The 24,187-nt window shown below is 37.2% G+C and carries 26 protein-coding genes; 19 read left to right on the plus strand and 7 right to left on the minus strand.

Going from position 1 to position 24,187, the window contains the following annotated elements:
* Nucleotides 1–193 precede the first annotated feature (193 nt).
* From AC6CHJ_RS15925 to AC6CHJ_RS15940, 4 genes are all read left to right on the plus strand, one after another.
* Nucleotides 194–871 (plus strand): response regulator transcription factor, encoded by a 678-nt coding sequence (locus AC6CHJ_RS15925; RefSeq protein WP_498289304.1) that lies wholly within the window; start codon nucleotides 194–196, stop codon nucleotides 869–871.
* A complete protein-coding gene (locus AC6CHJ_RS15930) occupies nucleotides 868–2,241 on the plus strand; it encodes a sensor histidine kinase (RefSeq protein WP_498289306.1) in 1,374 nt (457 codons plus the stop codon). The genes AC6CHJ_RS15925 and AC6CHJ_RS15930 overlap by 4 nt, the downstream gene beginning before the upstream one ends.
* A gap of 70 nt (nucleotides 2,242–2,311) precedes the next feature.
* Entirely contained in the window at nucleotides 2,312–2,713 is a 402-nt protein-coding gene (locus AC6CHJ_RS15935; RefSeq protein WP_498289308.1) for a hypothetical protein, read from the plus strand.
* Between the two features lie 4 nt (nucleotides 2,714–2,717).
* Complete coding sequence (locus AC6CHJ_RS15940) at nucleotides 2,718–4,838, plus strand: MMPL family transporter (protein WP_498289310.1); 2,121 nt, start codon at nucleotides 2,718–2,720, stop codon at nucleotides 4,836–4,838.
* 65 nt (nucleotides 4,839–4,903) lie between these two features.
* Here AC6CHJ_RS15940 and AC6CHJ_RS15945 read toward each other — a convergent pair whose 3' ends face one another.
* Together AC6CHJ_RS15945 and AC6CHJ_RS15950 are read right to left on the minus strand one after the other, a co-directional pair.
* The gene (locus tag AC6CHJ_RS15945) at nucleotides 4,904–5,692 is read right to left on the minus strand and encodes a FixH family protein (protein ID WP_498289312.1); all 789 of its coding nucleotides are present in this window, start codon (nucleotides 5,690–5,692) and stop codon (nucleotides 4,904–4,906) included.
* Nucleotides 5,693–5,756: 64 nt separating this feature from the next.
* Nucleotides 5,757–6,656, minus strand: a complete 900-nt coding sequence (locus AC6CHJ_RS15950; protein WP_249775151.1) for an EamA family transporter — start codon at nucleotides 6,654–6,656, stop codon at nucleotides 5,757–5,759.
* A 121-nt stretch (nucleotides 6,657–6,777) separates the two neighbouring features.
* On the opposite strand from AC6CHJ_RS15950, the gene AC6CHJ_RS15955 reads away from it, so the two are divergent.
* Nucleotides 6,778–7,470: a Crp/Fnr family transcriptional regulator gene (locus AC6CHJ_RS15955; RefSeq protein ID WP_498289314.1), complete on the plus strand. Its 693-nt coding sequence runs from the start codon at nucleotides 6,778–6,780 to the stop codon at nucleotides 7,468–7,470.
* A gap of 55 nt (nucleotides 7,471–7,525) precedes the next feature.
* On the opposite strand, the gene AC6CHJ_RS15960 is transcribed toward AC6CHJ_RS15955, so the two are convergent.
* Nucleotides 7,526–8,083 carry a GNAT family N-acetyltransferase gene (locus AC6CHJ_RS15960; protein ID WP_147198162.1) on the minus strand — a complete coding sequence of 186 codons (558 nt, stop codon included), beginning with the start codon at nucleotides 8,081–8,083 and terminating at the stop codon, nucleotides 7,526–7,528.
* Between the two features lie 183 nt (nucleotides 8,084–8,266).
* On the opposite strand from AC6CHJ_RS15960, the gene AC6CHJ_RS15965 reads away from it, so the two are divergent.
* Together AC6CHJ_RS15965 and AC6CHJ_RS15970 are read left to right on the plus strand one after the other, a co-directional pair.
* On the plus strand, nucleotides 8,267–9,226 hold the full coding sequence (locus AC6CHJ_RS15965) for a carbohydrate kinase family protein (RefSeq protein ID WP_392997324.1): 960 nt from the start codon (nucleotides 8,267–8,269) through the stop codon (nucleotides 9,224–9,226).
* Nucleotides 9,223–9,651, plus strand: a complete 429-nt coding sequence (locus AC6CHJ_RS15970; protein ID WP_392997326.1) for a protein-tyrosine phosphatase family protein — start codon at nucleotides 9,223–9,225, stop codon at nucleotides 9,649–9,651. Before AC6CHJ_RS15965 ends, AC6CHJ_RS15970 begins: the two co-directional genes overlap by 4 nt.
* A 65-nt stretch (nucleotides 9,652–9,716) precedes the next feature.
* Here AC6CHJ_RS15970 and AC6CHJ_RS15975 read toward each other — a convergent pair whose 3' ends face one another.
* Complete coding sequence (locus AC6CHJ_RS15975) at nucleotides 9,717–10,478, minus strand: DUF421 domain-containing protein (protein WP_392997328.1); 762 nt, start codon at nucleotides 10,476–10,478, stop codon at nucleotides 9,717–9,719.
* Nucleotides 10,479–10,684: 206 nt separating this feature from the next.
* Here AC6CHJ_RS15975 and AC6CHJ_RS15980 point away from each other — a divergent pair, with 206 nt between their 5' ends.
* The 7 genes from AC6CHJ_RS15980 (at nucleotide 10,685) to AC6CHJ_RS16010 (ending at nucleotide 17,680) form a co-directional block, all read left to right on the plus strand.
* Nucleotides 10,685–11,893 (plus strand): MFS transporter, encoded by a 1,209-nt coding sequence (locus AC6CHJ_RS15980; protein WP_498289316.1) that lies wholly within the window; start codon nucleotides 10,685–10,687, stop codon nucleotides 11,891–11,893.
* Nucleotides 11,894–12,066: 173 nt separating this feature from the next.
* On the plus strand, nucleotides 12,067–12,711 hold the full coding sequence (locus AC6CHJ_RS15985; protein ID WP_249775156.1) for an SIMPL domain-containing protein: 645 nt from the start codon (nucleotides 12,067–12,069) through the stop codon (nucleotides 12,709–12,711).
* Between the two features lie 112 nt (nucleotides 12,712–12,823).
* Nucleotides 12,824–14,104 carry a M48 family metallopeptidase gene (locus AC6CHJ_RS15990; protein ID WP_150285644.1) on the plus strand — a complete coding sequence of 427 codons (1,281 nt, stop codon included), beginning with the start codon at nucleotides 12,824–12,826 and terminating at the stop codon, nucleotides 14,102–14,104.
* Nucleotides 14,105–14,226: 122 nt separating this feature from the next.
* Nucleotides 14,227–14,847, plus strand: coding sequence for an NAD(P)-dependent oxidoreductase (locus AC6CHJ_RS15995; RefSeq protein ID WP_392997331.1), 621 nt, complete (start codon nucleotides 14,227–14,229; stop codon nucleotides 14,845–14,847).
* A gap of 23 nt (nucleotides 14,848–14,870) precedes the next feature.
* Nucleotides 14,871–15,605, plus strand: coding sequence for a hypothetical protein (locus tag AC6CHJ_RS16000; RefSeq protein ID WP_392997334.1), 735 nt, complete (start codon nucleotides 14,871–14,873; stop codon nucleotides 15,603–15,605).
* The gene (locus AC6CHJ_RS16005) at nucleotides 15,605–16,300 is read left to right on the plus strand and encodes a hypothetical protein (RefSeq protein ID WP_498289318.1); all 696 of its coding nucleotides are present in this window, start codon (nucleotides 15,605–15,607) and stop codon (nucleotides 16,298–16,300) included. The genes AC6CHJ_RS16000 and AC6CHJ_RS16005 overlap by 1 nt, the downstream gene beginning before the upstream one ends.
* Before the next feature lie 93 nt (nucleotides 16,301–16,393).
* Nucleotides 16,394–17,680 (plus strand): hypothetical protein, encoded by a 1,287-nt coding sequence (locus AC6CHJ_RS16010; RefSeq protein ID WP_392997338.1) that lies wholly within the window; start codon nucleotides 16,394–16,396, stop codon nucleotides 17,678–17,680.
* A 26-nt stretch (nucleotides 17,681–17,706) separates the two neighbouring features.
* Here the strand turns inward: AC6CHJ_RS16010 and AC6CHJ_RS16015 are convergent, their stop codons facing one another.
* Nucleotides 17,707–18,903, minus strand: coding sequence for an alanyl-tRNA editing protein (locus tag AC6CHJ_RS16015; RefSeq protein WP_498289320.1), 1,197 nt, complete (start codon nucleotides 18,901–18,903; stop codon nucleotides 17,707–17,709).
* A gap of 80 nt (nucleotides 18,904–18,983) precedes the next feature.
* On the opposite strand from AC6CHJ_RS16015, the gene AC6CHJ_RS16020 reads away from it, so the two are divergent.
* The 3 genes from AC6CHJ_RS16020 (at nucleotide 18,984) to AC6CHJ_RS16030 (ending at nucleotide 20,842) form a co-directional block, all read left to right on the plus strand.
* On the plus strand, nucleotides 18,984–19,274 hold the full coding sequence (locus tag AC6CHJ_RS16020; RefSeq protein ID WP_184117619.1) for a DUF6509 family protein: 291 nt from the start codon (nucleotides 18,984–18,986) through the stop codon (nucleotides 19,272–19,274).
* Nucleotides 19,275–19,543: 269 nt separating this feature from the next.
* Nucleotides 19,544–20,191: a FusB/FusC family EF-G-binding protein gene (locus AC6CHJ_RS16025; RefSeq protein WP_498289322.1), complete on the plus strand. Its 648-nt coding sequence runs from the start codon at nucleotides 19,544–19,546 to the stop codon at nucleotides 20,189–20,191.
* 36 nt (nucleotides 20,192–20,227) lie between these two features.
* A complete protein-coding gene (locus AC6CHJ_RS16030; RefSeq protein ID WP_147198186.1) occupies nucleotides 20,228–20,842 on the plus strand; it encodes a PH domain-containing protein in 615 nt (204 codons plus the stop codon).
* Between the two features lie 188 nt (nucleotides 20,843–21,030).
* Here AC6CHJ_RS16030 and AC6CHJ_RS16035 read toward each other — a convergent pair whose 3' ends face one another.
* The gene (locus tag AC6CHJ_RS16035; RefSeq protein WP_066791376.1) at nucleotides 21,031–21,513 is read right to left on the minus strand and encodes a SepA family multidrug efflux transporter; all 483 of its coding nucleotides are present in this window, start codon (nucleotides 21,511–21,513) and stop codon (nucleotides 21,031–21,033) included.
* A gap of 414 nt (nucleotides 21,514–21,927) precedes the next feature.
* Here AC6CHJ_RS16035 and AC6CHJ_RS16040 point away from each other — a divergent pair, with 414 nt between their 5' ends.
* On the plus strand, nucleotides 21,928–22,197 hold the full coding sequence (locus AC6CHJ_RS16040; RefSeq protein WP_150285635.1) for a hypothetical protein: 270 nt from the start codon (nucleotides 21,928–21,930) through the stop codon (nucleotides 22,195–22,197).
* 93 nt (nucleotides 22,198–22,290) lie between these two features.
* Nucleotides 22,291–22,869 carry a biotin transporter BioY gene (locus AC6CHJ_RS16045; protein ID WP_147198190.1) on the plus strand — a complete coding sequence of 193 codons (579 nt, stop codon included), beginning with the start codon at nucleotides 22,291–22,293 and terminating at the stop codon, nucleotides 22,867–22,869.
* A 41-nt stretch (nucleotides 22,870–22,910) separates the two neighbouring features.
* Here the strand turns inward: AC6CHJ_RS16045 and AC6CHJ_RS16050 are convergent, their stop codons facing one another.
* Nucleotides 22,911–24,110 (minus strand): class I SAM-dependent rRNA methyltransferase, encoded by a 1,200-nt coding sequence (locus AC6CHJ_RS16050; RefSeq protein WP_150285634.1) that lies wholly within the window; start codon nucleotides 24,108–24,110, stop codon nucleotides 22,911–22,913.
* Nucleotides 24,111–24,187: the final 77 nt, after the last annotated feature.

Consider the following 24,187-nt stretch of genomic DNA (forward strand, 5'->3'; position numbering starts at 1 on the left):
ATCTAAACACAGCTGATTAATCAGTTGTGTTTTTTTGTATTTGAATAAAATAGAGAAATACCCATACTTAGAGATAATACATACATTATATAAATTCTAATAACTTTTCAAAGGACAATAAATGAATCAACGGGGTACATCTCTCGATAATTAGCTATAATGAAAGAAAAATGATGAAATGGAGCACGCGAAGTTGGTAAAAATATTAGTTGTAGATGATGATCCATTTATTTTAGATCTTGTAAGCATTCATTTAGCACAGGCCCACTATACAACTTTAAAAGCGAGCGATGGTGTACAAGCGCTTGCTATATTAGAAAAAGAGACGCCAGATCTAGTTGTAGCTGATGTCATGATGCCTCAAATGGACGGTTACGAACTGACCAGAATCATAAGAGAACAATGGGATATCCCTGTTCTTTTGCTTACAGCAAGGGGAGAATTGAATGATAAAGAACATGGCTTTAATGCGGGCTCTGATGATTACTTGGTAAAGCCTTTCGAACCAAGAGAATTATTATTTCGGATTGCGGCTATATTGCGCCGTTATGATAAGCCTAATAATTCCATCAATCAATTAGGTTCGTTAACGATTAACCGAAAGAGTTATGAGGTAACAGCAAACCATACCACGCTCCTATTGCCATTAAAGGAATTTGAAGTACTTGCGTTACTAGGTTCTCGGCAAAATCAAGTCTTTCAGCGCTCAGAGATTATGGAGAAAGTATGGGGGTTTGATTATGAAGGAGATGAACAAACGTTAAATACGCATATTAAGCGCATACGGGAACGATTGGACAATATTGCACCAGATGTGCATATTAAGACGGTGCGGGGGATTGGCTATAAGCTAGAGGTGATTAAAGAATGAAGTCTTTATACAGCAAATTCTTGCTCGTCACTATACTTACTATGATTGCCAGTTCATTAATTGCCTTTTTACTTACGAACACATATTATCACCAAGTCACTAAGCCTAAAAATGATGCTAAGAATGTTACGATTGCGAAGTCTATTGTGAAACCTATTAGCGAATCTACTTCCTTTAAGTTAAAGCAATACCTTCAAACAATGGGGAACGTAGGCTATCAAATCTATTTAGTGGATGAAGACTATAAGGAGTCTTTTTTTGGTGGTAAATATCGATTGAAAAATTTATCGCACAAACAAGTCGATCAAGTCTTAAATGGAGAAGTGTATCACGGCATGCGGAATCTTCCGCAAGAAACCTTTGTCACTGGCTTTTTTGCGAACGAATTATCAAATACGGTAGGTGTTCCGTTCTATTATCAAGGCAAAGCGTATGCGCTGTTTTTACGGCCAGACATTAAATTGCTATTTAGTGAAGTACATACGATTATGGGGGGCTGGTTTTTGTTTATGGTTATCATCAGCTTAATCGCTATGCTATTTTTTGCGAAGTTACTCATTAAGCCTATTACTGAATTGACTTTTGCTACAGGCCGTATTGCGGACGAACGATTTGATACTCCTTTATCAATTGAACGGCGAGACGAAATTGGTCAGCTTGCGGCAAGTTTCAATACTATGATGCAGCGCTTAGAAGAAAATAATCAGATGAGGAGAGAGTTTATCAGCAATGTTTCACATGATTTTCAATCACCATTGCTGAATATTCAAGGTTATGCGGGATTATTAGAGAATAAGAGCCTATCTCCCGAAGACCAGCAGAAATATCTTGAAATAATTCAATCAGAAACACATCGTTTATCGAATTTAACAAAGCAGTTACTATTACTTACTTCTTTAGATCAAACAAGCCAAAGGGCTAAGCGCGAAAATTATTTACTCGATCAGCAATTGAAGCGAGTGATTCAGAAATACAGATGGTTGCTTGATGAAAGACAGATTAACTTGTCTATGGCGTTAGAACCGGTTTCTTATAGAGGAGATGAAAGTCTGCTTGAAAATGTATGGGAAAACTTGCTGACAAATGCGATTAAATACAATCAGCCCAGTGGAGAAATTGATATTTCATTGGTTTCTTCTGAAAAAGGAATCACCATTATGATAAAAGATACAGGTATTGGAATGGATACTCAAACAATAAAGAAAGCATTTGACCGTTTTTATCGCGGGAATGAATCTCGCGGAAAGGATGGAACAGGGTTAGGGTTATCAATTGTTGAAAAGATAGTACATCTTCATAGCGGTCAGATTGAAATAGAGAGCAAATTAGCTAAAGGGACAGCCTTTAAGATATTTCTTCCCCATTTGTAATATAGAGTTCATATCACGTTCATTTACCTCCTTTATAGTAAAGGAAACAAAAAAGTTGGAGGTTATTGGAATGGAAAGAAAATGGGGCATGCGGCTTATACGGATTGCCGCTATATTCGGTTTAATCGGTGCTATCCTAGGTTCACATATGGCTGGCTCTATGAGCTATCAATTTAAACCAATCCACGCTCATATACTTGTTGTAGGCTGGTTGTCTGTGTTTGCGTGGGGAATATTTTATAGTGTATTTACGCTGAAAAAGAAAGCACTAGTCGCAATTCACGGGTGGACAGCATTGATTGGTTCAATCGGACTGACAATTGGAATGTGGTTGAATACATTAAAACCTTTTAATATAAACAGTACGGTTGCTTTGCTTATATATATAATCGGTGGTACTGTCCTTTTAATTAGCTTCGGGTTATTTATTCTCTCTACCTTTATGGTAGAAACCAAAAAGGAGAGAGAATAAAAATATGCATGTTTTAAAAGATAAAAAAAGATGGTTTACTATTCTGTTGGCGTGGGTGATTGTGGCCGCTCTTTTTACTTCATTCGCACCTCATGCAAAAGAAGTGACGTCACCTGGCAAAAACTCAGGGCTGCCGGAGACGGACGCATCGATCCAAGCAGAAAAGGCGCTGAAAAAGTACTTTCCCTCCTCAAAAGGGGTTCCACTTTTTGTCGTTGTTCACGATAAAAGCGGTTTGAAGGAAAAGGATGTTAACAAAGCCATGAAGAGTATCGAGAATGGCGTCCCAAATGTCGATAAAGAGTTTACCGTCGTTGCTTTATCTAAAATGCCAAAACAAGCGAGAGCTTCTTTCTTCTCTAAAGATGAAAAGACATTCTTTATGCCTGTTCTTTTACCGAATGGAATGGAAATTAAAGAAGTTAAGATGGCAATGGATAAATTAAAGAAAGAAATATTGAAAGAACAGCCAAGTAACTTGAAAATACATTTCACTGGCCCTGCTGGTATTGAAGCAGATACCTATGAAATGTTCTCGCGAGCAGATATAGTATTAATTTTAGGTACGGTTAGTTTAATCTTTGTGCTACTCATCATTATTTACAGATCACCCTTACTAGCGTTTATACCTCTTATTGGAGCAGGTATTGCCTACACGGTGGTGGATGGTTTGCTTGGATTAATGGGCGATGCCAAGTGGTTTGCAATTGACAGCCAATCATTGTCAATTATGATGATTTTACTGTTTGCTGTTATTACAGATTATTCTTTACTTCTTTTCTCTCGTTTCCGCGAAGAGCTTGAGAAGGGTCTGGACATAAATGAGGCGATGAGGAATGCTTTACGCTATGTACGGGAACCTATAATATTCAGTGGTGGTACGGTGCTATTAAGTATGCTTACATTATTTGCGGCGGTATTTGAGACATATCGCGCGTTTGCACCTGTCTTTGCAGTGGCTGTAGCAGTGATGTTAATAGCAGGGCTAACCTTAATGCCCGCCTTATTTGCCATTGCTGGAAAAAAATCTTTTTGGCCTTCCAATCCGAGAAAACGAGCTGAAAAAAGGGTGGGCAAAGAAGGCTTTTGGCATAGACTAGGGCGATTTGTTACAGAGAAGCCATGGATTGCGTTGGCACCTATTGTCCTAGTGCTTGTATTCTTTGCATCTATGGTACAAAGAGTGCATTATACGTTTAATTTGCTGGATTCTTTTCCTAAAGAGATGTCATCTATCCAAGGCTATAATGTGCTTAATAAATCTTTTTCTGCTGGGGAAATTGCACCGAGCACAGTGATGGTCAAATCAAAGGATCCACTTACCTATAAGCAATTAACAGATCTGACACAGGAATTGAATCAAAAAAGTAGCATTGACCAAGCAGAAATCCAAGGGAACCCTTTCCCGGAAGGGCATCAAAATGTCGCTAAAATTAATCTAGTATTAAAAGAAAATCCTTATTCTGAAAAAGCTTTTGATGATATTGAAAAGCTACGTGATAATTCTTCTAAGCTTTTAGAAAAAAGCCAAATAAAAGGAAAGCTACTAATTGCAGGCGAGTCGGCAAAAAATGCAGATATTCGAAGTGCCAGCAAGGGTGATGAAATCCGAATTATTTCGATTATGACGATTCTCATCATGATTATGCTAGGCATACAAACGCGTTCATTACTTGCTCCAGTCTATATGATGGCGACTATTTTGCTATCATTCGGAGCAGCATTAGGATTTACGGTGTTCTTCTTCCAAGATGTATTAGACTACAAGGGAATCAGTTACCGTATACCACTGTACACTTTTGTTTTTCTCGTAGCATTGGGTATTGATTATTCCATTATGTTGATTTCCCGCATTAGGGAAGAGAAAGAGCATATGCCAATAAAAGAGGCTGTCCTCGAGGGAGTAGCAAAAACAGGTGGTGTTATTTCTTCAGCTGGATTAATACTAGCAGCTACATTTGCCGTACTTATTACACAGCCAGTTATGGAATTGCGTGTCTTTGGTTTTGCTGTAGCTATTGGTGTATTGGTTGATACATTTATAGTAAGGCCAATTGTCATTCCAGCGCTTATTGTTATTTTAGGCAAATACAGCTTCTGGCCTAAAAAGCTGAAACATAATTAATTGGTTTCTTTTAAGTACATGTATAAAGAAAACCTGTATGGTCATCGCCATACAGGTTTTTTGTTTTATTTTACAATAAATCTTTTTGCATCATTAATATGAAGGTCTTCACCATTTCCATTTTCAGCATGAAGCTTTAATAAATAGGGACCAGCTTGTGTAAATGTATGCTTCGCTTCATATGTCCCTGATGATGTTTCCTGTAAATTTATCCAAATCGGTTTACTGCCATTAAACTGGGTAATTACCTGATAACGGACAGAGGCATTTGACAATGCTTCACCTTTATATTTTAAAGAAACGCTTAAATTCACCTTATCATCTTTTTTAAACGAATTAGGGTTGTTATATATAATTGTTACGTTACCGTGTGTACGCTCATCGTGTTTTGTTACCTGTTTAGCTGATTTGTTAGCTGTGTTATCAGTCGCTTTTTCATTCTTTTGAGAGTTATTACCTGTTACAGCCATCTCTCTGCTCGGCATCACATGGCTTCCGTCTTCGGCAGTTACATGTGCTTTAATCACATAGTTACCTTCATCCTTTATTTTTAGCTTTGCCACATAGGTATCGTCTTTTAAAGTGGCAATCATCATTTGGTCCGTGTTGGCTTCTTCATTTTCCGCTTCAAATGCTACATCTTTTGCCTTTGTATAATTTTTGCCGTCTCTAGTGACAGTAACTTTCAATTCTACCTCATCGCCAACTTTTGCTTGTTTAGGAACAGTGAGGGCAGCGCTTAAATCGGTAGTTTTCTTTTTTGTTTCCGTTCTTTCCCCTTCTTTGCTATTATTGCAGGCAGCTAGAACGGCTATGGAAACCAAAGCAATAATAAGTAGTCCAAATCTTTTCATATAAAAAACTCCCTTCCATTTGCATTGTAGCAAATCGACTAAGGGAGTTTCAAAGTATGCATAGCTATTTAGTTTGTAGTCGCGCCTTTTTTTGTAAAAGGGTTGGAATCATCATGCCTGCGAGTACTAATAAAATGCCGCCGACTTGTAAGATAGAAAGCTTTTCATGGATGACTATTACAGAGGCAAGAATTGCTACGGGCAATTCCATCGCACTCAAAATAGAAGCTAAACCACCACCAACTTTTGGCACTGCTATAGTGAAGAGTAAGATTGGCAGAATAATACCAAAGAAACCTAGCAATAAACCAAAGATAAATAATTCACTACCGAAAAGTTTGCCATTTACGAGAACTTCTGGTGCTTGGAAAAGAAGAACAATAATCATAGCAAACAATGACATGATAGTCATACGGCCAATAGTGGAAATTCCTTCAACTGGGCGAGAGTTGAACTGCATAAAGCAAGCAAAGCTAAATGCAGCTGCAAAGCCAAATGCCCAACCACGCCAATCAAGGCCGCTTAAGTCTACATCTAAAATGCCAGCTGCCAAAATGGTACCGATCACTAAAAATACGAGTGAGAATAATTCAATACGTGATGGGCGTCTTCGATGGATAATACAATCTAAAAATAAACCAATCCACGTGAATTGGAACAACATAACGACCGCTAAAGAAGCAGGTAAATAATGAACGGCTTTTCCGTAAACTATACCTGTAGTGCCTGTCAGTAAGCCAGAAATCATTATAATTAAGAAACCCTTGCCTGTAATCTTTGGCAATGTACGCTGAGTAGCGACAAAAAGAATGAGGGCAAGCAAAAAGCCGACAACATATTGGCTAGTTACAGCTTCAGACGTCTCAAAACCGTGTTGCATCGCAACTTTAATCATGGTTGATAAAATGCCGTAGCAGCTGGAGCCAACAACAATCATTAATGGAAATATTAAATTTTTGTTCATTTTCGACACTCCTGTATATATTCAAACCTATATAGTATAAGACATTAACTGTTTTTGCTTATAATATCTTATCAAAACAGCTTATAATGAAATAGGACATATGTCTATAAAGGAGGCTTTTATGAAAGTAATACATGATTCCTGTAAGCTTCATGAAAAGATACATCAATATAAGCTTCAAGAAATCTTTCCTACTTTTTCTAGCAAGCCCTTTGCCCTTTACCATTATGCTGCTGGCGATGTATTGCTTCATGAGGGAGAAGAAATGACAATGCTTCTTTATTTAGTAGAGGGAAAGATTAAAACGACATCGAGCGTAGGTACAGGAAAGTCATTGCTTTTGCGCTTTAGCCAGCCACTATCAATTATTGGAGATTTAGAATTGGTACGTCATGTACCCGTACAATCCCAAATCACATCTGTCACCGAGTGTTTATGTATTGCCCTGCCTTTTGATTATATTAACCAGCATGAAAAAAATAATCCTTTATTTTTACAGCATCTCATCAAACATCTTAGCTATAAGCTTCAAACTTGCACGACTGCGGCACGAGTCAATTTGCTGGCTTCTGTAGAGAATCGTTTTGCAAGCTATTTATTAAGCATTACTACACCTGATAATGAATTTGGCGTGGAACTACAAACCCAGAATATAGGTGAAATTGCCGATTTATTAGGTACGACCAGACGCCATTTGGATAGAGTTATCCATAAGTTAAGCGAGCAGGGGATCATTGAGAGAGGAAATAAATTCTTTCGAATATTATCGCATGATGCGCTAGAGGATTTATCGCAAGGCATACGTTATGAATAAGTAATGTTGAAATATAGAAAAACCGGCGAAGCGTAGGTTTCGCCGGTCGTATGCATTAAACTTTTTTAACCATGTGATCAAATTCTTCTCCAATGATTATCCAAGGTTCTGCATATACATAGCCCATTTTTTCATACAGTTTTCGTGCGCGTTCTTTTTCTTTTTCAACACTTAGAGAAAGTTTACTGTAGCCTTTTTCTTTGGCTAGGGTATCCACGTATTCTAAAAGTGCTGTACCAATGCCTTTTCCTCTAAATTTTGGCGAAGTACAAATGGTGTCAATGTAAAACTCATCAGGCCTTGCCTCTACCTCAATAGTCTGGATTTCAGCTCCCTTATCAGCTAGCCACTTTTCGAGGTTATGATCTAGCTCCTGTGCTTGATCACCTCCATAGACCACCATCATCCCCGCAACATTCCCATCAATCTCTGCAACATATGTATTTAGATAGGAATGGCGGTTGTCTTTACGTTTAAATAAAGCCTGCAATTCATTTAAAACAGTTTGAGGTTCTGTTTCTCCGGTTAGCCTATTGGCAATATCACCTATAGCATCTACAATAAGTGGTGCAATATAAGGTGCGTCTGCAATTTGTGCATGTCGTATATTCATTCTATCCCTCCTCTATTTAGTATACCAAAAATGACTAAACTTAATTTTAATAATTCTGTACCTTTAGGATACAATTATGTTGAAAAAAGAATGAGATTTTACCTAATTTTTTTCGTCAAATGCTTTTGTAGTATAAGTCTTCATGGTAGGATAGAAGGAAGATATGTGTGAAGGGGTTTCGAAATGATTGATTCAAAAAAAGAATTAATCCTCGTCTATGGGGATGCATTCGTTGATTTTATAGCAAACGATACGACAAATACATCTTTTACAAAGTATTTAGGCGGTGCAACTGTCAATGTAGCGGCAGGCATAAGCCGAATTGGAGCACCAGCAGCATTAATTACCGTTACAGGCGATGATGAGACATCTCAGTTTGTACGCCAAGAACTAGATCTAGAAGGCGTAATTATGAATTATGCAAAAGTTATTCCAGAAAAACGAGTAAGTGGTGTGCATGTTCATTTAACAGAAGAACATGAACGCATTTTTACAAATTATATAGATGATACACCGGATCTACAAGTCGAGGTACAGCATTTACGTGAGGAAGCATTTGAACGTGCCTCTATATTCAATCTTTGCTCGAATACAATGTTCCACCCTATAGCCCTTGAAACTACGAAGGCTGCTGTGGCATTAGCAAAGAAACATCGTGCACTTGTTGCAATGGACGCGAATATACGTCCACTTCGCTGGGAAAGTCCACAAGTTTGTCAAGAAACGATCTCCGCCTTTTTACAGGAAGCTGATTTATTAAAGCTAGCAGAAGAAGAACTGTTCTTTTTAACTCAAACAAAAACACTTCATGAGGGTGTTGAGGCGCTTAAAGAATATGAAATTCCATTAGTGATGGTTACCGCAGGAGAAAATGGCGCTTATGTAGTATTTGAAGGTGAAATAAAACACGTCCCATCGATTTCTGTTGAATGTGTAGATACGACTGGTGCAGGTGATGCCTTTATGGCGGGAATTCTCAGACAAGTCCATGTATATGGAATGCCTAAAAGTATAGAAGAAGCTTACCAGTTTGTATACTTTGCGAACCAGTTAGGCGCATACGCAGCTACAAAGCCAGGCGCTATTACTGCATTACCTCATTATGAAGAAATCAAAGAATTACTTGATGAGCATTCTAAATGAAAAAAGAATACAACGAATTAATCGAAAATCAACTCTTTTTTGGTGGAGCAAGGGATGTAGAGGATGCTATTACTAATGAAGGCATTGATCTAGTAGTAGATTTGCGGCAAGGGGAAACCAAAGAAGAGGGTTATACACGAATCCATACACCGATCTCAGATGAACCAAATGAATTAAAGCTATCTATTAGGAATGCAGTAGATGAAGTATTGAACGCTTATCATGATGGTAAAAAGGTTTATTTTCATTGTGGAAGCGGCAGTGGAAAAGCTGGAACAGTTGCATCAGCTGTCCTACTTGAATTAAATAAAGTGAAGACGATCGACGAAGCAATGCAAAAGACGAAAAAAATCCGTCATCAGGTCGTCATCCAGCCATCACGTCAAAAAGCCTTGCAAGAAATGTTTAATGAGTCAAAAGAGTAGCACATTGTGCTACTCTTTTATATTTCCCGGGAAATCTCTTTATTTCTTATACATTCCCCATTATTCTACCCAGTCTTGTCGTTTTTTTGGGCTTTGTCGGGTGTTCGTGTACAAACATATAACGAACCATTTGGCTGTAGCTGTGCGTAAAATACTTCATTTAAATCAGTTATATTCTTTTTCTTTAGTTTCTTCCTTAGACTTTCTTCGGTTAAATTCAGCTCTTCCATTGTAGTCCATACTATTTTTCCATCTACTACAACCTCAGTTGGTATATGTTCAGGAATAGAGACGTCTGCATTTACATCTTGTTTTGTAGCGGATTGTTCTGCTGGTTTTTTAAGGATACTCAGCTGCCCATTGGTTTCTAGGATTGCATAATGAACATCTTGGATAGAATAAACCGATTGTTCCCTGAGCATCATCATTAAATCACTCATATGAAGCTTCACGGACTTTAAGGCTTGCACTGAGATTTCGCCGTTCTTAATAATCACGGTTGGACTGCCGTCTATTATATTTCGCCACTTTGGAGATTTCATGGCAATGTAACTAGCGAGTAATGTGAGTACTGACCACCACACAAGCGAGACTAGACCATCTGGAAAGGATGTTTCTTTCTGAGCCGCTATTTCTGCTGCAGTAGAGCCGATGGTAATACCGGTTATATAATGGAAAAACGTCAGTTGGCTAAGCTGTTTTTTCCCAAGCAATCTTGCTAATATGAGCAAAACGACAAAAGAAATAGTCGTTCGAAATAGCATTTCCCATAAATTTGTTTCCCAAAATTTTGATTCCAAGAAATTAGAATCCCAGAAATTCTCCATATATAGTCACTCCTCTATTCATTCGCGCTTAGTATGAACGTAAAAAAATAGGTTATTCTCTTAATAGAAAGAAAAATGGAATTAAATAATTGCTATAATAAGGTGTAACTTCACTCGTACTCAATTGTTGAAAAGGGCAATACTGTTCTTTTAAGTGAAATTAAAAGTGATAAATAAAATGAAGATAGAAAGAAGTGAATAAGTATATGGCTACAACAATGGCGAAATCCGCTTTAGGGAATCCTATCTATCCTATTATGGTTGTGATTGGGATTTGCCATTTGTTTAATGATACATTGCAGGCAGTCATTCCTGCTATGTTCCCTGTATTAGAAAAGGAGATTGGACTGACCTTTACACAATTAGGGTTCATTACTTTTGTATTGAATATGGTTTCCTCTGTTTTACAGCCTGTAGTAGGCTTTTTCAGTGATAAAAAACCGAAGCCGTATGCATTGCCTTTAGGTATGGGATGCACAATGCTTGGTTTAGCAGGCATTGCGTTTTCACCGAATTATTGGATGATTCTGCTCTCTGTTATTTTCTTAGGTTTAGGCTCCGCCGTTTTCCATCCAGAAGGATCACGCGTTAGCTTCATGGCTGCTGGTTTTAAAAGAGGCCTTTCTCAATCGATTTATCAGGTGGGCGGCAATACTGGACAAGCGCTTGCACCATTAATTAGCGCTTTTGTGCTTGTACCTTTTGGACAAATAGGGGCTGCTTGGTTTTTAATCATTGCTACTATCGGCATTTTTCTTCTTTCACGTATTTCCATATGGTATAAAGAGCAGCTTGAGAAAGAACAAAGCCAAAAGAAGAAAAAAACAATCATATCAAATCTGCCTGTATTGACTAAAAAGCAAATTGGTATTGCACTCGGTTTGCTGATGGCAGTCATTTTTGTTCGCTCTTTTTATGTTACAAACATGACTAATTTTTATGTCTTTTATTTGATGGACCGTTATCATCTTACCATTCAAAAAGGCCAGTTATTTATTTTCATTTTCTTAGCAGTAGGGGCAATCGGCACATTTTTCGGAGGACCAATGGCAGACAAGATGGGTCGAAAAAAAGTCATTCTGCTGTCCTTCCTTGTTCCAATCCCACTTGCGCTTTTACTTCCATATATACCTTTATGGCTAGTCGTGGTTTTTCTTTCATTGATCGGCTTCTTCATTATGCTGAGCTTTTCAGTGACCGTCTTGTATGCACAAGAATTAGTGCCAACCAAAGTGGGGACGATGTCAGGCTTAACAGTCGGGCTTGCATTTGGTATGGGAGCAATCGGCTCAGTTGTCATTGGTATAATGATGGACCATTATGGCGTCTTTGATACGATGATATTTATCTCTATATTGCCTGTTTTAGCACTCGTGGCTTTCTGGTTGCCATCAGACCACAAAATGGCTGAATAGTATGGAGAAGGATTATATAACTATAAAGGCAACTTATCGATACATCGAAGGATAAGTTGCCTTTTTGGCCTTTCAAATTTAATTGAAATATCTAGACATGCAGTGACAAGTTAGTGAAGAAAAAAGCATAAGATGAATTATAATCGGATAAACATGATGAAAGGTGGAATCCCTTGTATTATCAAAATATGTATCATATGCCTACTTCACCACGCTTAATTACAGTAACTGGGTTTGGCGAGGTAGCAGCAGCCCCTAATTATGTGAAACTGCAGGTGGAAGTGATTACAAAAGCGCAGGAAGCAAGAAAAGCCCAAAGAGAAAATGCGGTGCTGATGAATCAAGTGATTCAATCATTGCTGTCTTTAGGTATCCAGCAAGAAGATATGCAAACAGCTTCTTATCGTATCTCTCCCAATTATGATTTTATTGATGGAAATCAGCTATTTAGAGGCTTTGAGGTATCCAATGCGTTATCTGTAAATGTAAGAGAGATGGAAAAAGTAGCGCTTGTCATTGATACTGCAGTAAAAAATGGAGCAAATAGTGTTTCTGGCATTGTTTTTAAACTAGATGATGCAGAGAAATACAATCATCAAGCCCTACAACTGGCTCTTCTGAATGCTCGGCGAAAGGCAAAAGCCATTGCGGCGACGATGAATGTACATATATCTTCTGAACCTATAGAAATAGAAGAAATACAAGCGTTTGAGCAGCCTCTATATAGTAGAGCAACCCTAGCTAATGAGACAAACACACCTATAGAAGCAGGCCTTATTTCTGTTAGTGCAGCTTTGAAAGTCACATTTCATTATTAATATCAGTGGAGGCCAATTCTAGATGAATTTCTCCGATTATATTCAAGATTTTATATGATCATCTCCCGCCTAGCGCGGGGAAATTAACCAAGGTGAGATTGGCGGCGATTAAATGAGGAAGAAATTTTTGTTTTTCACCCTTTTGTTTTATGGCATATATGCAGCTTGTATGTATGTTTATATTTTTCACATGGGCACTGGCCAAATTCCCGCAAGTTTAAAGGGTTCTGTAGCGGATCCCGCAGTATTTATGTCGAAGCATGAACTTTTACTAAGCGAAGAGTACTCAAAGATTCGAAATTACCTCTTCTTTGTCGTAACACCATTTGAGTGGATTATCTATTTATTTATTTTGATTGCAGGGTTATCTCGTCTATTCGAAAAGTGGGCTATTTCCAAGGCAAAATCAACTGTTTTTCGAACAGCTATTTATGTATTCTGGCTAAATTTCATTTCGTATGTGCTCCTTCTGCCTATCCGGTATTATAGCTATCATCTAAGCATGGAATACGGCATTAGCAATCAAAAATTGTTTTCATGGCTTAAAGAAGGTTGGATTGATTTTGGGGTCAACTATATTATGTCTGCGATTGTGATGGCAACCATTTATTGGCTCATGCAAAAAAGCTTAAAAAACTGGTGGCTGTATACATGGCTGCTCTCTATACCTTTCACCATTTTCGTTATGTTCGTTCAGCCGGTTGTCATTGATCCGCTCTACAATGATTTTTACCCGCTACAAAATAAAGAGTTAGAAACCAAAATATTAACATTAGCCGAAAAAGCAAATATTCCAGCAGACCATGTGTATGAAGTGAATATGGCAGAAAAAACAAATGCGATGAATGCGTATGTGACTGGGATAGGCAATAACTCTCGAATTGTTTTATGGGATACGACATTAAATAATTTAACGGACCGTGAGATTCTCTTCATTATGGCGCATGAAATGGGACATTATGTGGAGAAGCATATCTACTATGGCGTGGCAGGCTATATTCTTTTGATGCTGATTGGGCTCTTTTTAACTGCCAAAATAATGAACTGGTCAGTTAGACATTACGGCTCTGTATTACGAGTGAAAAAAGTTAGCAATATCAGCTCTATGCCTCTGTTTTTATTGATTACATCCTTCTTGTTATTTGTTTCGAGTCCGGTATCGAATATTGTATCGAGGTATCAAGAAGAAAGAGCTGACCAATATGCGATTGCCTTAACGGGTGACCATGAAGCAGCTGTATCATCATTCCAGAAACTGACGAAAGCAGGCTTAAGTGAAGTAAATCCGCCTCGCTTAATCAAGTGGTTCCGTTATACGCATCCGCCTATGCTTGAACGAATTTATACTGTATACGACAAAAGCCAAAATTCAAATGAAGGAAATAATAAATAATCCATTGAATAAGCTGCAAATTGAGCAAAAGCTTCATGCTCGTTTGCAGCTTATTTTTGGAAGAATTTATAAAATAATCATGTTAGAATAGTGGGAGAATAGAGGAAGGAGAATTACCCAATATGAAATTAGCAATTTTTGGAGCTACCGGCCGAGTGGGCAGTGAAGTAACAAGTCTTGTACTAAAAGATGGACATGAAGTCATTGCTCTTGTTCGCGAACCGGAGAATATAAAAGAAACAAAGGGTCTAACTGTTATAAAAGGAAATGTATTTGAAAAAGAAGATATAGAAAAAGTTTTTACACATAAAATTGATGGAGTTATCAGTGCTCTTGGGACAGATCGTACGACTACCCTTACAGCAGGAATAGCCAATATCATATTGGCGATGGAAAAGGCGGCTGTAAAAAGGATTGTTACCATCGGGACAGCGGGCATTTTAGATAGCCGGGTAGTGCCTGGACAGTATCGCTTTCAATCAGGCGAGTCAAGACAAAAAGCCACTTTTGCAGCAGAAGAACATCTAAAGGTATACCAAATGTTAAAAGAGACCTCTCTTGCTTGGACAATCGCTTGCCCCACTTATTTACCAGACGGCATTGCAGAAGGGCATTACCGAGTAGAAAAAAATGTATTACCGATAGATGGTATGAAGATATCTGTGGGGGATACAGCCCAATTTGCATATGAAGAATGTTTGAACGAACATTTTATTCAAGCTCGGGTAGGACTTGCTTATTAAATGTATAGAAACGGGGGGATTGGATGTTAACTGATGATATAGCACATCGAGGGGAAGTAAAAGAACTATTTACTATAAAAGTAGAATCGCATATCCGTGCTTTCTTTCACCTTATTTTAATTGAGTTGGTATTTATATGTTTAACAATAGGTAATGGAACGATTGCGGATAGCGATTCAGTAGGCAATCTAAATATCACATTTATTTTTTCTATGCCAGTTATTGCTTATGTCTTCAGCCTGTTTTGGATTTTTGCTATTTCTTTAAAGATGCCTAGTAATGAAGTAATAAATACATCAGCGAAAGGTTTTAGTGTTCGTGCTCATTTATTGGCTGACTTTTTATTGCTGTTGGTGATCAGCCTGACAATCGGTCTTACCATGCTGTTGTCCAATTATCTAGAGATCATGCTAGCAGATTTACTTAAACAAGATTCTATTGTTATGGGCTATACCATTTGGAACGCGCCGTCAGTATTTCTTGCTAATTTTCTTACTATGTCAATTGTAGCCTTTTCCGTAGGGTGCTTGGGTTACGCTCTACATGCACTCTATCATGCATCTCTCCCGTTATTCATTCTTTTGGTGGCTATAGTTCTTTTACCAATCAATTATTATATAGATTCACTTTATGGATTTCTTAGAAACGGCATTTTTTCACAGGAAGCATTATTATTTAATCTACCCTTTTTAGGCTTATCACTTCTTTGTATAGGGCTTGTTTATTTGATGAGAAATAAGCAGGAGGTGAAAGGATAATGGGGCTAATTGTCGCGTGTATCTTTATACTAATAGGAATTCTGCTTATTACTTTGATGCGTAGGCTAATTAATATTGAAAGCATTCGGAAGATTAAACTGATTATAGCTCTATATGCTATTTTATTGCTGGTTGCTACAATTTATGTTGGTGTGTTTAAGGCAGATGTAGTGCCAATGACTAAACAAGAAAAAAATACAATTGTGAAAGAGAATACGGATTTTCTAGAGCGTGCAGAGAATGGACAATTGAAAGGTAAAGAAGAACCTTTTTTTGTAAAGACATTCACAACTGATGTGCCCAATAATAAACTGTTTATCACATCTAATACAGTTAGTGATATAGGTCAAATCATTATTTATATGAATAAAGTTAATACAGAAAAACGTGTAGTAGAAGGCACAGTCTATCATACAAATGCGTATTATTTATCATTACAATTAAATGAAAGTCAGCCATTTGTAAAAGTGGATGGAAAAACACCAAGCACAATTACGATTCACGGGGCGAGAGAAATAGATAAGAGATTTAGAGTTGCAACAGATACTATGCCACTCTTCCCATTTAATCCACCTTATTTCAAAGGTTACAGCAAGAGTTATAGTTTGATTCTTCCAGGGTATACAATAATAGATTTAAAGGTACCTAGAGGAGTAAAAGTAAAAGATTTCAATAAATTAATTGTTCAAAAATGACTGCCAATTGTAAAAGTACATTTTCCGAAAGCCTATGATAGAATAGGTGTAACATTATTGGCTATTATATGGCTTAAAGGAGTTTGATCGGCAATGAGAGAACTAGATGATAGGCCTTTACCGCTCAACATCTCTCAAGAAGAGATCACAACTGAGAGGATCAAGAATTTAAGAAAACAGTATATAGATGATGGATACAAGCGTTGGCCGAACCATTTCTCAGCAAATAAGCGCATGCACTTGCAAGCACTTACAAAGGAAGAAATTGAATCAGTTGGATTACCAAAAGAGATCTTTTGGAAAATGGTAGAGTTCAATGTCAGTGCTAAAGGTGGTTTAAGCTTTGAGAGAATTGCAGCTATTGGCGAGCGTATAGACTTTTTGGCATCCGAATATTGTACATATAGAGAACGTATTGCAAGAGATTTTTCGGGTGAGGAAGAAATAAAGCAGTTAGAGAAGCTTGAAGATATTTGGAGCAGGGGATTAGAGCGGCTTATTAATGCTTATACAGAAACAGTGGGAGATTTCTTCGAACGAAATGGAGCTGTGGGCGAAAAAGAATATATGCGCCATTCCACCATGGTTATCTACGAGCAGAAAGTGGATCAGTATAAGGAGTTTCTAGAACAAAATCCTGATTATGCTCAGCTGAAAGGCTCGCAGGATGCATGGCTTGAAAGAGATTCCTATTTTATGGGGGATTTGCTGCGTCTTCTTTTCACGGGGGTTAAAATGCAAGCGCAATTGGCTATTTCAGCTAATGGTTACCAAGTAATCGACTTAGCTGCGGCAGGAGCCTTTTATCAATCTGCAAAGAAATGGCTGATTAATCAAAAATCGACTGCTGTCAGTGAAGAGCAATTAGGGGTAGAGCTAGGTTTCTTAGCAATGAAGCTAGTGGTGTTGCTTCAAACAGAAGAGATATCTGCATCCTTAAAGGAGAAATTAAAAGGGGTGTATGATTCATTTGTAGATTATAAAATTGAAGATCTCAATAAGCGGCAAGAAGAGGCAAAACACGGCCCTTATTCTATACAATCACATAGCTATAGCAAATTAGATGCAGAGATTATTCATTATTGGCTAAGGCAAATGCGCTCCTCTATTCAACAGGGGAACGTGGAAAAGATTTTTCTAGAAATTATACCGCTTGCATATGAGGAATTCCAAAAGAAAACAGTGGAAAAAAGTGAGCTTGAACGGTACCAGCAGCCAAATGATTGGGATGATTTCTTTTCTGATGCAGAGCATATCACTTATCCAGCAGGTAAGCCGGATGACTTCCATTACAATACTATGATGATAGATTGGAATATATTTATTGAAAAAATCGCCAATCAGCCATCCTTCATGGTGATGAATGACAAAAGACTGTAGAAGATTGTTCTACAGTCTTTTTTGTCTTATTTATTTAAAGCCTCTACCATTTTACTTAGTAACTCATTAGGAGAAAGACCTGTTTTGCCCCCGCCTTGCACAAATGTATCATTGCCTCCGCCATTGCCATCGATTACAGAGAAAACGGCATTGGATACATCCTTCATGCTGACTTGGTCAGTATCTTTTCCCTTTGCTGCAACAAATTGGACTTGCTCTCTATCCTTTGAAACAAATAGTATAGTGGTTGCTGGAGTCAGTTTTACAATGGAACGCGCTAGTTGCTGTAATTCCTGTATGGAACGGTTAACGAATGCTTTTTTGATTATGGAATCTGTAGGGTTTTCCATAGCCAATTCTTTTGCTTCATATGAAAGAAGCTGTTTCTCCGACTGGGTACACTTTTTCTCTAAAGATTTTTGAGTATCAAGCAACTTTTGTACAGCACCAGCTGTTTCCTTTTCGGGAGCATTGGCCAATTTCGCTGCCTTCGATAACTCCTTTTTTCTCCAACCTAGTTCGTGTACAACGCGCATACCGCAAACAAAATGGACACGGGTCTTATTTTTTTGTTTCTCAGTTGATAGAATTTTGATAGCTTGTACACCGCCAGTTGTGATAGGGTGAGTACCACCGCAGCCATTATAATCAAACTTCGGTATGATGACGAGTCGGATTTCACCCGTTACCTGAATTGCTTTACGTAAAGGATATTTAGAAAGCTCTTCTTCTGTGATCCACTTTGTCTCAATTTGGCGATTATCTAGGATTATGTCATTTGCTCTTTTTTCAACGGCTTGGAGCTCTTCTTCCGTTAGTTCTGAGGTATCAAGGTCAATCGTTACAGTCTCCTGTCCAAGATGGAAGCTGACTGTTTGATAATTAAATAACTCTACAAAGGATGCCGTGAGAATGTGTTGACCCGCATGTTGCTGCATATGATCAAATCGGCGTTCCCAATCTAACTTGCCGTGCACTGTTTTTGTATCTTCCGGCAAGAAAGAAAGAACATAATGCCGAATATCTCCATCTACTTTTTCTACATCCACCACTTCTACATCATTTAAATAACCTGTATCATGCGGCTGGCCGCCACCTGTAGGGTAGAAAGCAGTATTGTCTAAGACAATATATTTTCTCCCGTCTTCGGCTATTGCTTGTTTAAGTATACTTGCTTCAAATTCCTTCATCATCACATCTTGATAATAAATTAGCTCTTTCATGATGTACGCGCCCCTTTGCTTTACATATTTTCGATTTCCTATATTATAAAATAATGAAAGCTTTAAAAGGAGCGATATGATTGGACATATTAGCATACACAATGGAAGAAATCGTGGACCCTACACACATTATTGAAGGTGAACGATACGAGTTTTTGCTGGATATAGAGATAGATGAAGAAGACGAACTCTATAGAGAGGGCGGGCTTGAGATACGAGTAATTATCTCCAAAAAAAATGATGAGATTGCCATTGCCAATTACTTCTTAATTGCAAAAGCAGATGCTTCAGTATTAGACTTTGCTTTAGAAGAAGATGAAGAAGCGATGATTTTAGCATTTTGTAAAGAGCGTATTCTTTTAGGAGAATAAGGGATTACATTCACTCTTCATTACACCAGATTAGCACTCAAGGAATTCTGAGTGCTTTTTTTGTTTGCGTTTGATAGCAAATTGTTTTTCCAAAATGTAGATGTTAGTATAGAGATAACTTGATTTTTAGGAGGCATCCAAAATGTCTGCATTCAACTGTAATGCATGCTCTATACTATTCTTTTGCTAAAGAAATGGAGCACTGTTAATGCAATGAATCATTTCTTTAGGTAGCTCATTTAAAAACCTATTTAATGGAGTGATTTCGAATGGAAAAAACAATAAAATCTTTCTTATCAGTAGCAAATTTTCATCTAATTGAGCAGCAACTGAATAAACTATTAAACGCCTATACAACAACAAAAGATAAAAATGTACTTCAGGCTGTAAAAGGACTCGTGGAAAATGAAATTTTCAATGCAATTGATCCATCTGAAGAACAAACAAAGCTAATTGAACCGTTATACACAATTACAGAACGCCAACAAGGCGATTCGTTTTTGCAAAGCCTAAAGCCTTATGTCATTCCTTTTTACCAAATCTCAACAGCAGAGCTAAAAAAAATTTTTAGAAAAGAGAAGAAACTAAAGCTACCAAACCTAGAAGATTTGGACTTTCAGCATATTTGCTATTTGAATTGGGATGATACCCAAACGCATCGCAAATATATTGTTATAGAAGATGAAGGTAATCTGAAAGCTTTAAAAGGGACGATGAGCACCAAAGTAACAAAAGGGGTTTGTTCTATCTGCAACCATCATGGTGAGGTGAGTCTGTTTACTACCAAAACGAAGGGGCAGACAGCTGAGACGTTCACTAAATATAGCAATTATATTTGTATAAATGGGGAGCAGTGCAATCACAATATATCGGATCACGCTAAATTGCTTGAATTTTTCACACGCATTTCAGAGTAGTCTATCTAACGGAATAGAGAATAGGAGGGGTTCAAGATGTTCAAAAAACTAGCATCAGATGCATTAGGATTATCAGATATTGGCATGGTGATAGCAAAAGAAGATTTTGATAAAACGGAATCCGATGATTTTGTCTTGCATGAAGCTGGAGAAGTTATCTATTATTTAATCAAAACGAAAGCAGATGAGTACTGCTTCACTAATTATAGTTTGATTCATGTAGATGGCGATTCAGCAATCAGCAAAAAGCGGCTCTTAAAGAGATATGATTATGAACACTCACATATCTCAAATGTAATGTTAGAAACAGCAGGAACAATAGATTTAGATATAGAGATTAAATTTACTATGAACAACGAGCCATTTTCGATTGATATTCACAAAAAGTTCGATACAGAGATTAAAGATCTTTATAAGGCATTACATGCTATTTCCCAAGAAATGATTCATAATCAAAAAAAATATGAAATAGCAGAAAGTAGCTTATCACTGGCAGCACAGGCAATCGGTAAGATGAACACGCAAGAAGGTACTCCTGCACAGGCCTTTGAACAAATCACACAATTCGCGAATGACTGGATGCTTAAAAGCAAGAAACAATTCGTCAAAAAGGATTATAGCGAAGTCTTTGAAATGTATATTAACAATTAATAAAACAAGCCCTTTTCTTTTGAAAAGGGCTTGTTTTTTGAGAAATAAAAAAAGGGTCAAGGTTTTCACCAAGACCCAAAATTAGGTTTATACTCACACGAAAGTTCAACTCTTCAAAAAAGAACTGAACTTAAAGGAGTTTATCATACTATTATATATATATCAAGGTTTATTTAAGGAGGAAGTTGCTAGCTATTTACCTTTTTTTCTTTTGGCGTCTCATGATTAAATACACTCGTCACAAGGTAGATGAGAAGAAAGAGAATTAACGAACCCTTCCAGGTAATCTGTACATGTTGAAAGCTAGGTATGATTACCTTTTTAAAAATAGTTAAACTCAACAAGAATTGAATGATTGTACTCATAGTACTAATAGGAAATGCCAACTTCAGGTTGCTACCAGCAATGATCATTAGACTTATTAAATCTAGAATAATAACCATCGCAATAATCAAAATTAGTAACCATTCAAAGTAAAAGAAATTTTGATAACCTTTTTCGAATAACTCCATGCTTGCCAAGTTAAACTTAGCCAATATATTAAATAAACCAAAAAACCCAAAGTATGGTAGAGTGATGGCCAATAGTAGCAGTACGGCCATGATGGCAATTAATAGACATAACGCAGGCCAACCAGAGACATGGATTTTAATTTTCTTATTTCTAAACATAAAAATCCTTTCTTTAACTCAATCATTTCTTTTATAACCTATCTCTATTATAAAACAGTAGTACCTACATTGCACATGAACAGTCTAAGGAATAAAAATTGAAAGAATAAATATTAGCAATAGATAGTAATCATTAGATGGAAGTAAAATTGGATAATTTAGAAAGTAACTACATTTAGAAACTTTATATTTTCTCAAAGGAAAATTTATTCAAGAGATAGAAATCTAGATATAACGGAAAGTATTTTCGTTTCAAAGCACAGCCATTTTATAGAGTAGCGGAAGATGGCGACTCCTGCGGGAATAGCTTGAGCTGAAAGCCCCGCAAGAACGAAGAAATGAGGAGATTGAAGCCAAGCCCGCGGAAAGCGCCATCTGGAGCGGAGCTATAATTGTCAAAAGGAGCTATGACGCATGATAGAAAAATATGAAGTGGAAGTAATACTTGATGTTTATAGAGGTGTTAAAGAGGATCTTGAAAATACCATTGAAGAGATGAAAGCCTATCAAAAAGAATATGAGAATGATTTGGTTACTGTTCTTGAAATAAAAGAGTTACCCATTATCCAAACGGACAAAAGGCAATATATCATTATTCTTCTGGTAGAAAGGGATACAAATAATTTGGGTCGAATATATGAAAGTGAAGAAGAAAAGTTATTTGGTTTTGATGAGGATGAATAAAAAATTGTCGAATTCCTAAAAAAATAGTTTTATTTCTCTTGATTTATGTTAACCTATAAATATATTTTGTTAACAAAGGGGAGAAAGAACAAAATGACAACAAATGTTACTAATGTAAAAGGGAGATTTTCTGCACGGGAGATCGCTTATTGTGGCTTATTTGCAACTTTAATGATGATTGGCGCAAACGTGTCTTCCTTCCTCGTAATAGGAGGCGTACCTATCACCATGCAAACCTTCTTTGCTATTTTAGCAGGTTTAGTATTAGGTAGCCGTTTGGGTACTGTTTCTATGCTGGTTTATACGTTGCTAGGTTTAGTAGGAGCACCAGTGTTTGCAAAGTTTAGTGGTGGTTTTTCGGTTATTTTGAGCCCGACGTTTGGATTTATCGTAACATTTATAATGGTTGCTTACATAATAGGAAAGATGGTAGAACATAGCCGGACAAAGACAATGTATTTGGCAGCTGCTTTAGTAGGACTAGTGATCAATTATGTATTTGGTACAACATGGATGTACTATGCCTACAAATTGTGGGCACAAGCCCCAGAAGGATTTACTTATAAAATGGCATGGCTTTGGATGCTGCCGCCGTTGCCAAAGGATATTATCCTTTCCATTTTTGCAGGCCTCTTTGCTTTAAGACTACGCAAAGTCATTAAAATTGATTAATATAAGAAAAAAGCTGCTGTATAAAAAACAGCAGCTTTTTTTTATTTGCTTAATTTTTTTATAAAGACAACCTTTAAATAATTGAATTCGGGGAATTCACGAGTTGCTCTGAAGTCTTTTGGTAAACCATATTGTTCAACAATCTTGTACTTAGTGTTTGTATCTTTAAATGCTTGGTCGATAAATGTTTTAAACTTTTTCATACCGAAACTTGCATTATTTGTGGATGCCACAATAATACCGTTTTTTTCTGTGATTTGGATGGCGTCAGCCAATAATTTGGGATAGTCTTTAGCTGTTGAGAAGGTCATCTTTTTATTACGCGCGAAGCTTGGTGGATCTAGTACTACTAAATCAAACTTTAATTCGTGACGCGCTGCATATTTAAAGTATTGGAAAACATCCATTACCTTCATATCCTGTGCTTCATAATCAATACCATTTACGCTAAATTGTTCAATCGTTTTAGGTAGGCTACGTTTAGCAAGGTCAACACTTGTTGTTTTCACTGCACCGCCTAAAGCAGCTGCCACTGAAAATGCGCCAGTATAAGAGAATGTATTGAGCATATTTGTATCTTGTGCATAATGATCACGTATAGCTTCTCGAACATCTCGTTGATCCAAGAAGATACCTGTCATTGCTCCATCATTCAAATCCACGGCAAAGTTCATGCCATTTTCTTTAATGATAATAGGGAAATCACCTTCAGTCCCCATCACAAAATCGTCTTGTTCCATGTACTGGCCTTTTGTATCAAAGCGTTTTTTCTCGTAAACACCTTTAAAGTCCACTAATTCCTTTAGCGCATTATAGATAGATTCTTTAAATGAATAAATTCCTTCACTATACCAGCTCGCCATATAGTAGCCATCGTAATAGTCAATCGTTAAGCCACCAATGCCGTCTCCTTCACCATTTACCACGCGGAAAGCTGTTGTATTTGAATCATTGTAAAAGTTTTCGCGTAGTGAAAGTGCTTTTTCCAGTCTTTTTTTGAAGAATTCGTCGTCAATCGTTTCGTGTTCTTTTGTTGTGAATACCCAGCCAATCCCTTTATTCTGGTTGCCATAATAGCCTGTCCCTACATAGCGGTTATGCTGATCAACTAGGCGTATTAAATCGCCTTCAGCTTGTAGTGCATCTTTATTTAGGATCGCGTCTTTTAGAATAAGGGGATAGCCCTTTTTTAAATCATTTACATATTTGGGGTCTACTCGCAATGTTTGTATTGTAGTCATTTCGTCATCCTTCAACATTATTTTATCTCAAGCCAGCGCTATAGTAACAAGCATAAAAAAAGCAGCTGCTTTTACAG

It is taken from the genome of Rummeliibacillus sp. GQ308 (genome assembly GCF_059759115.1).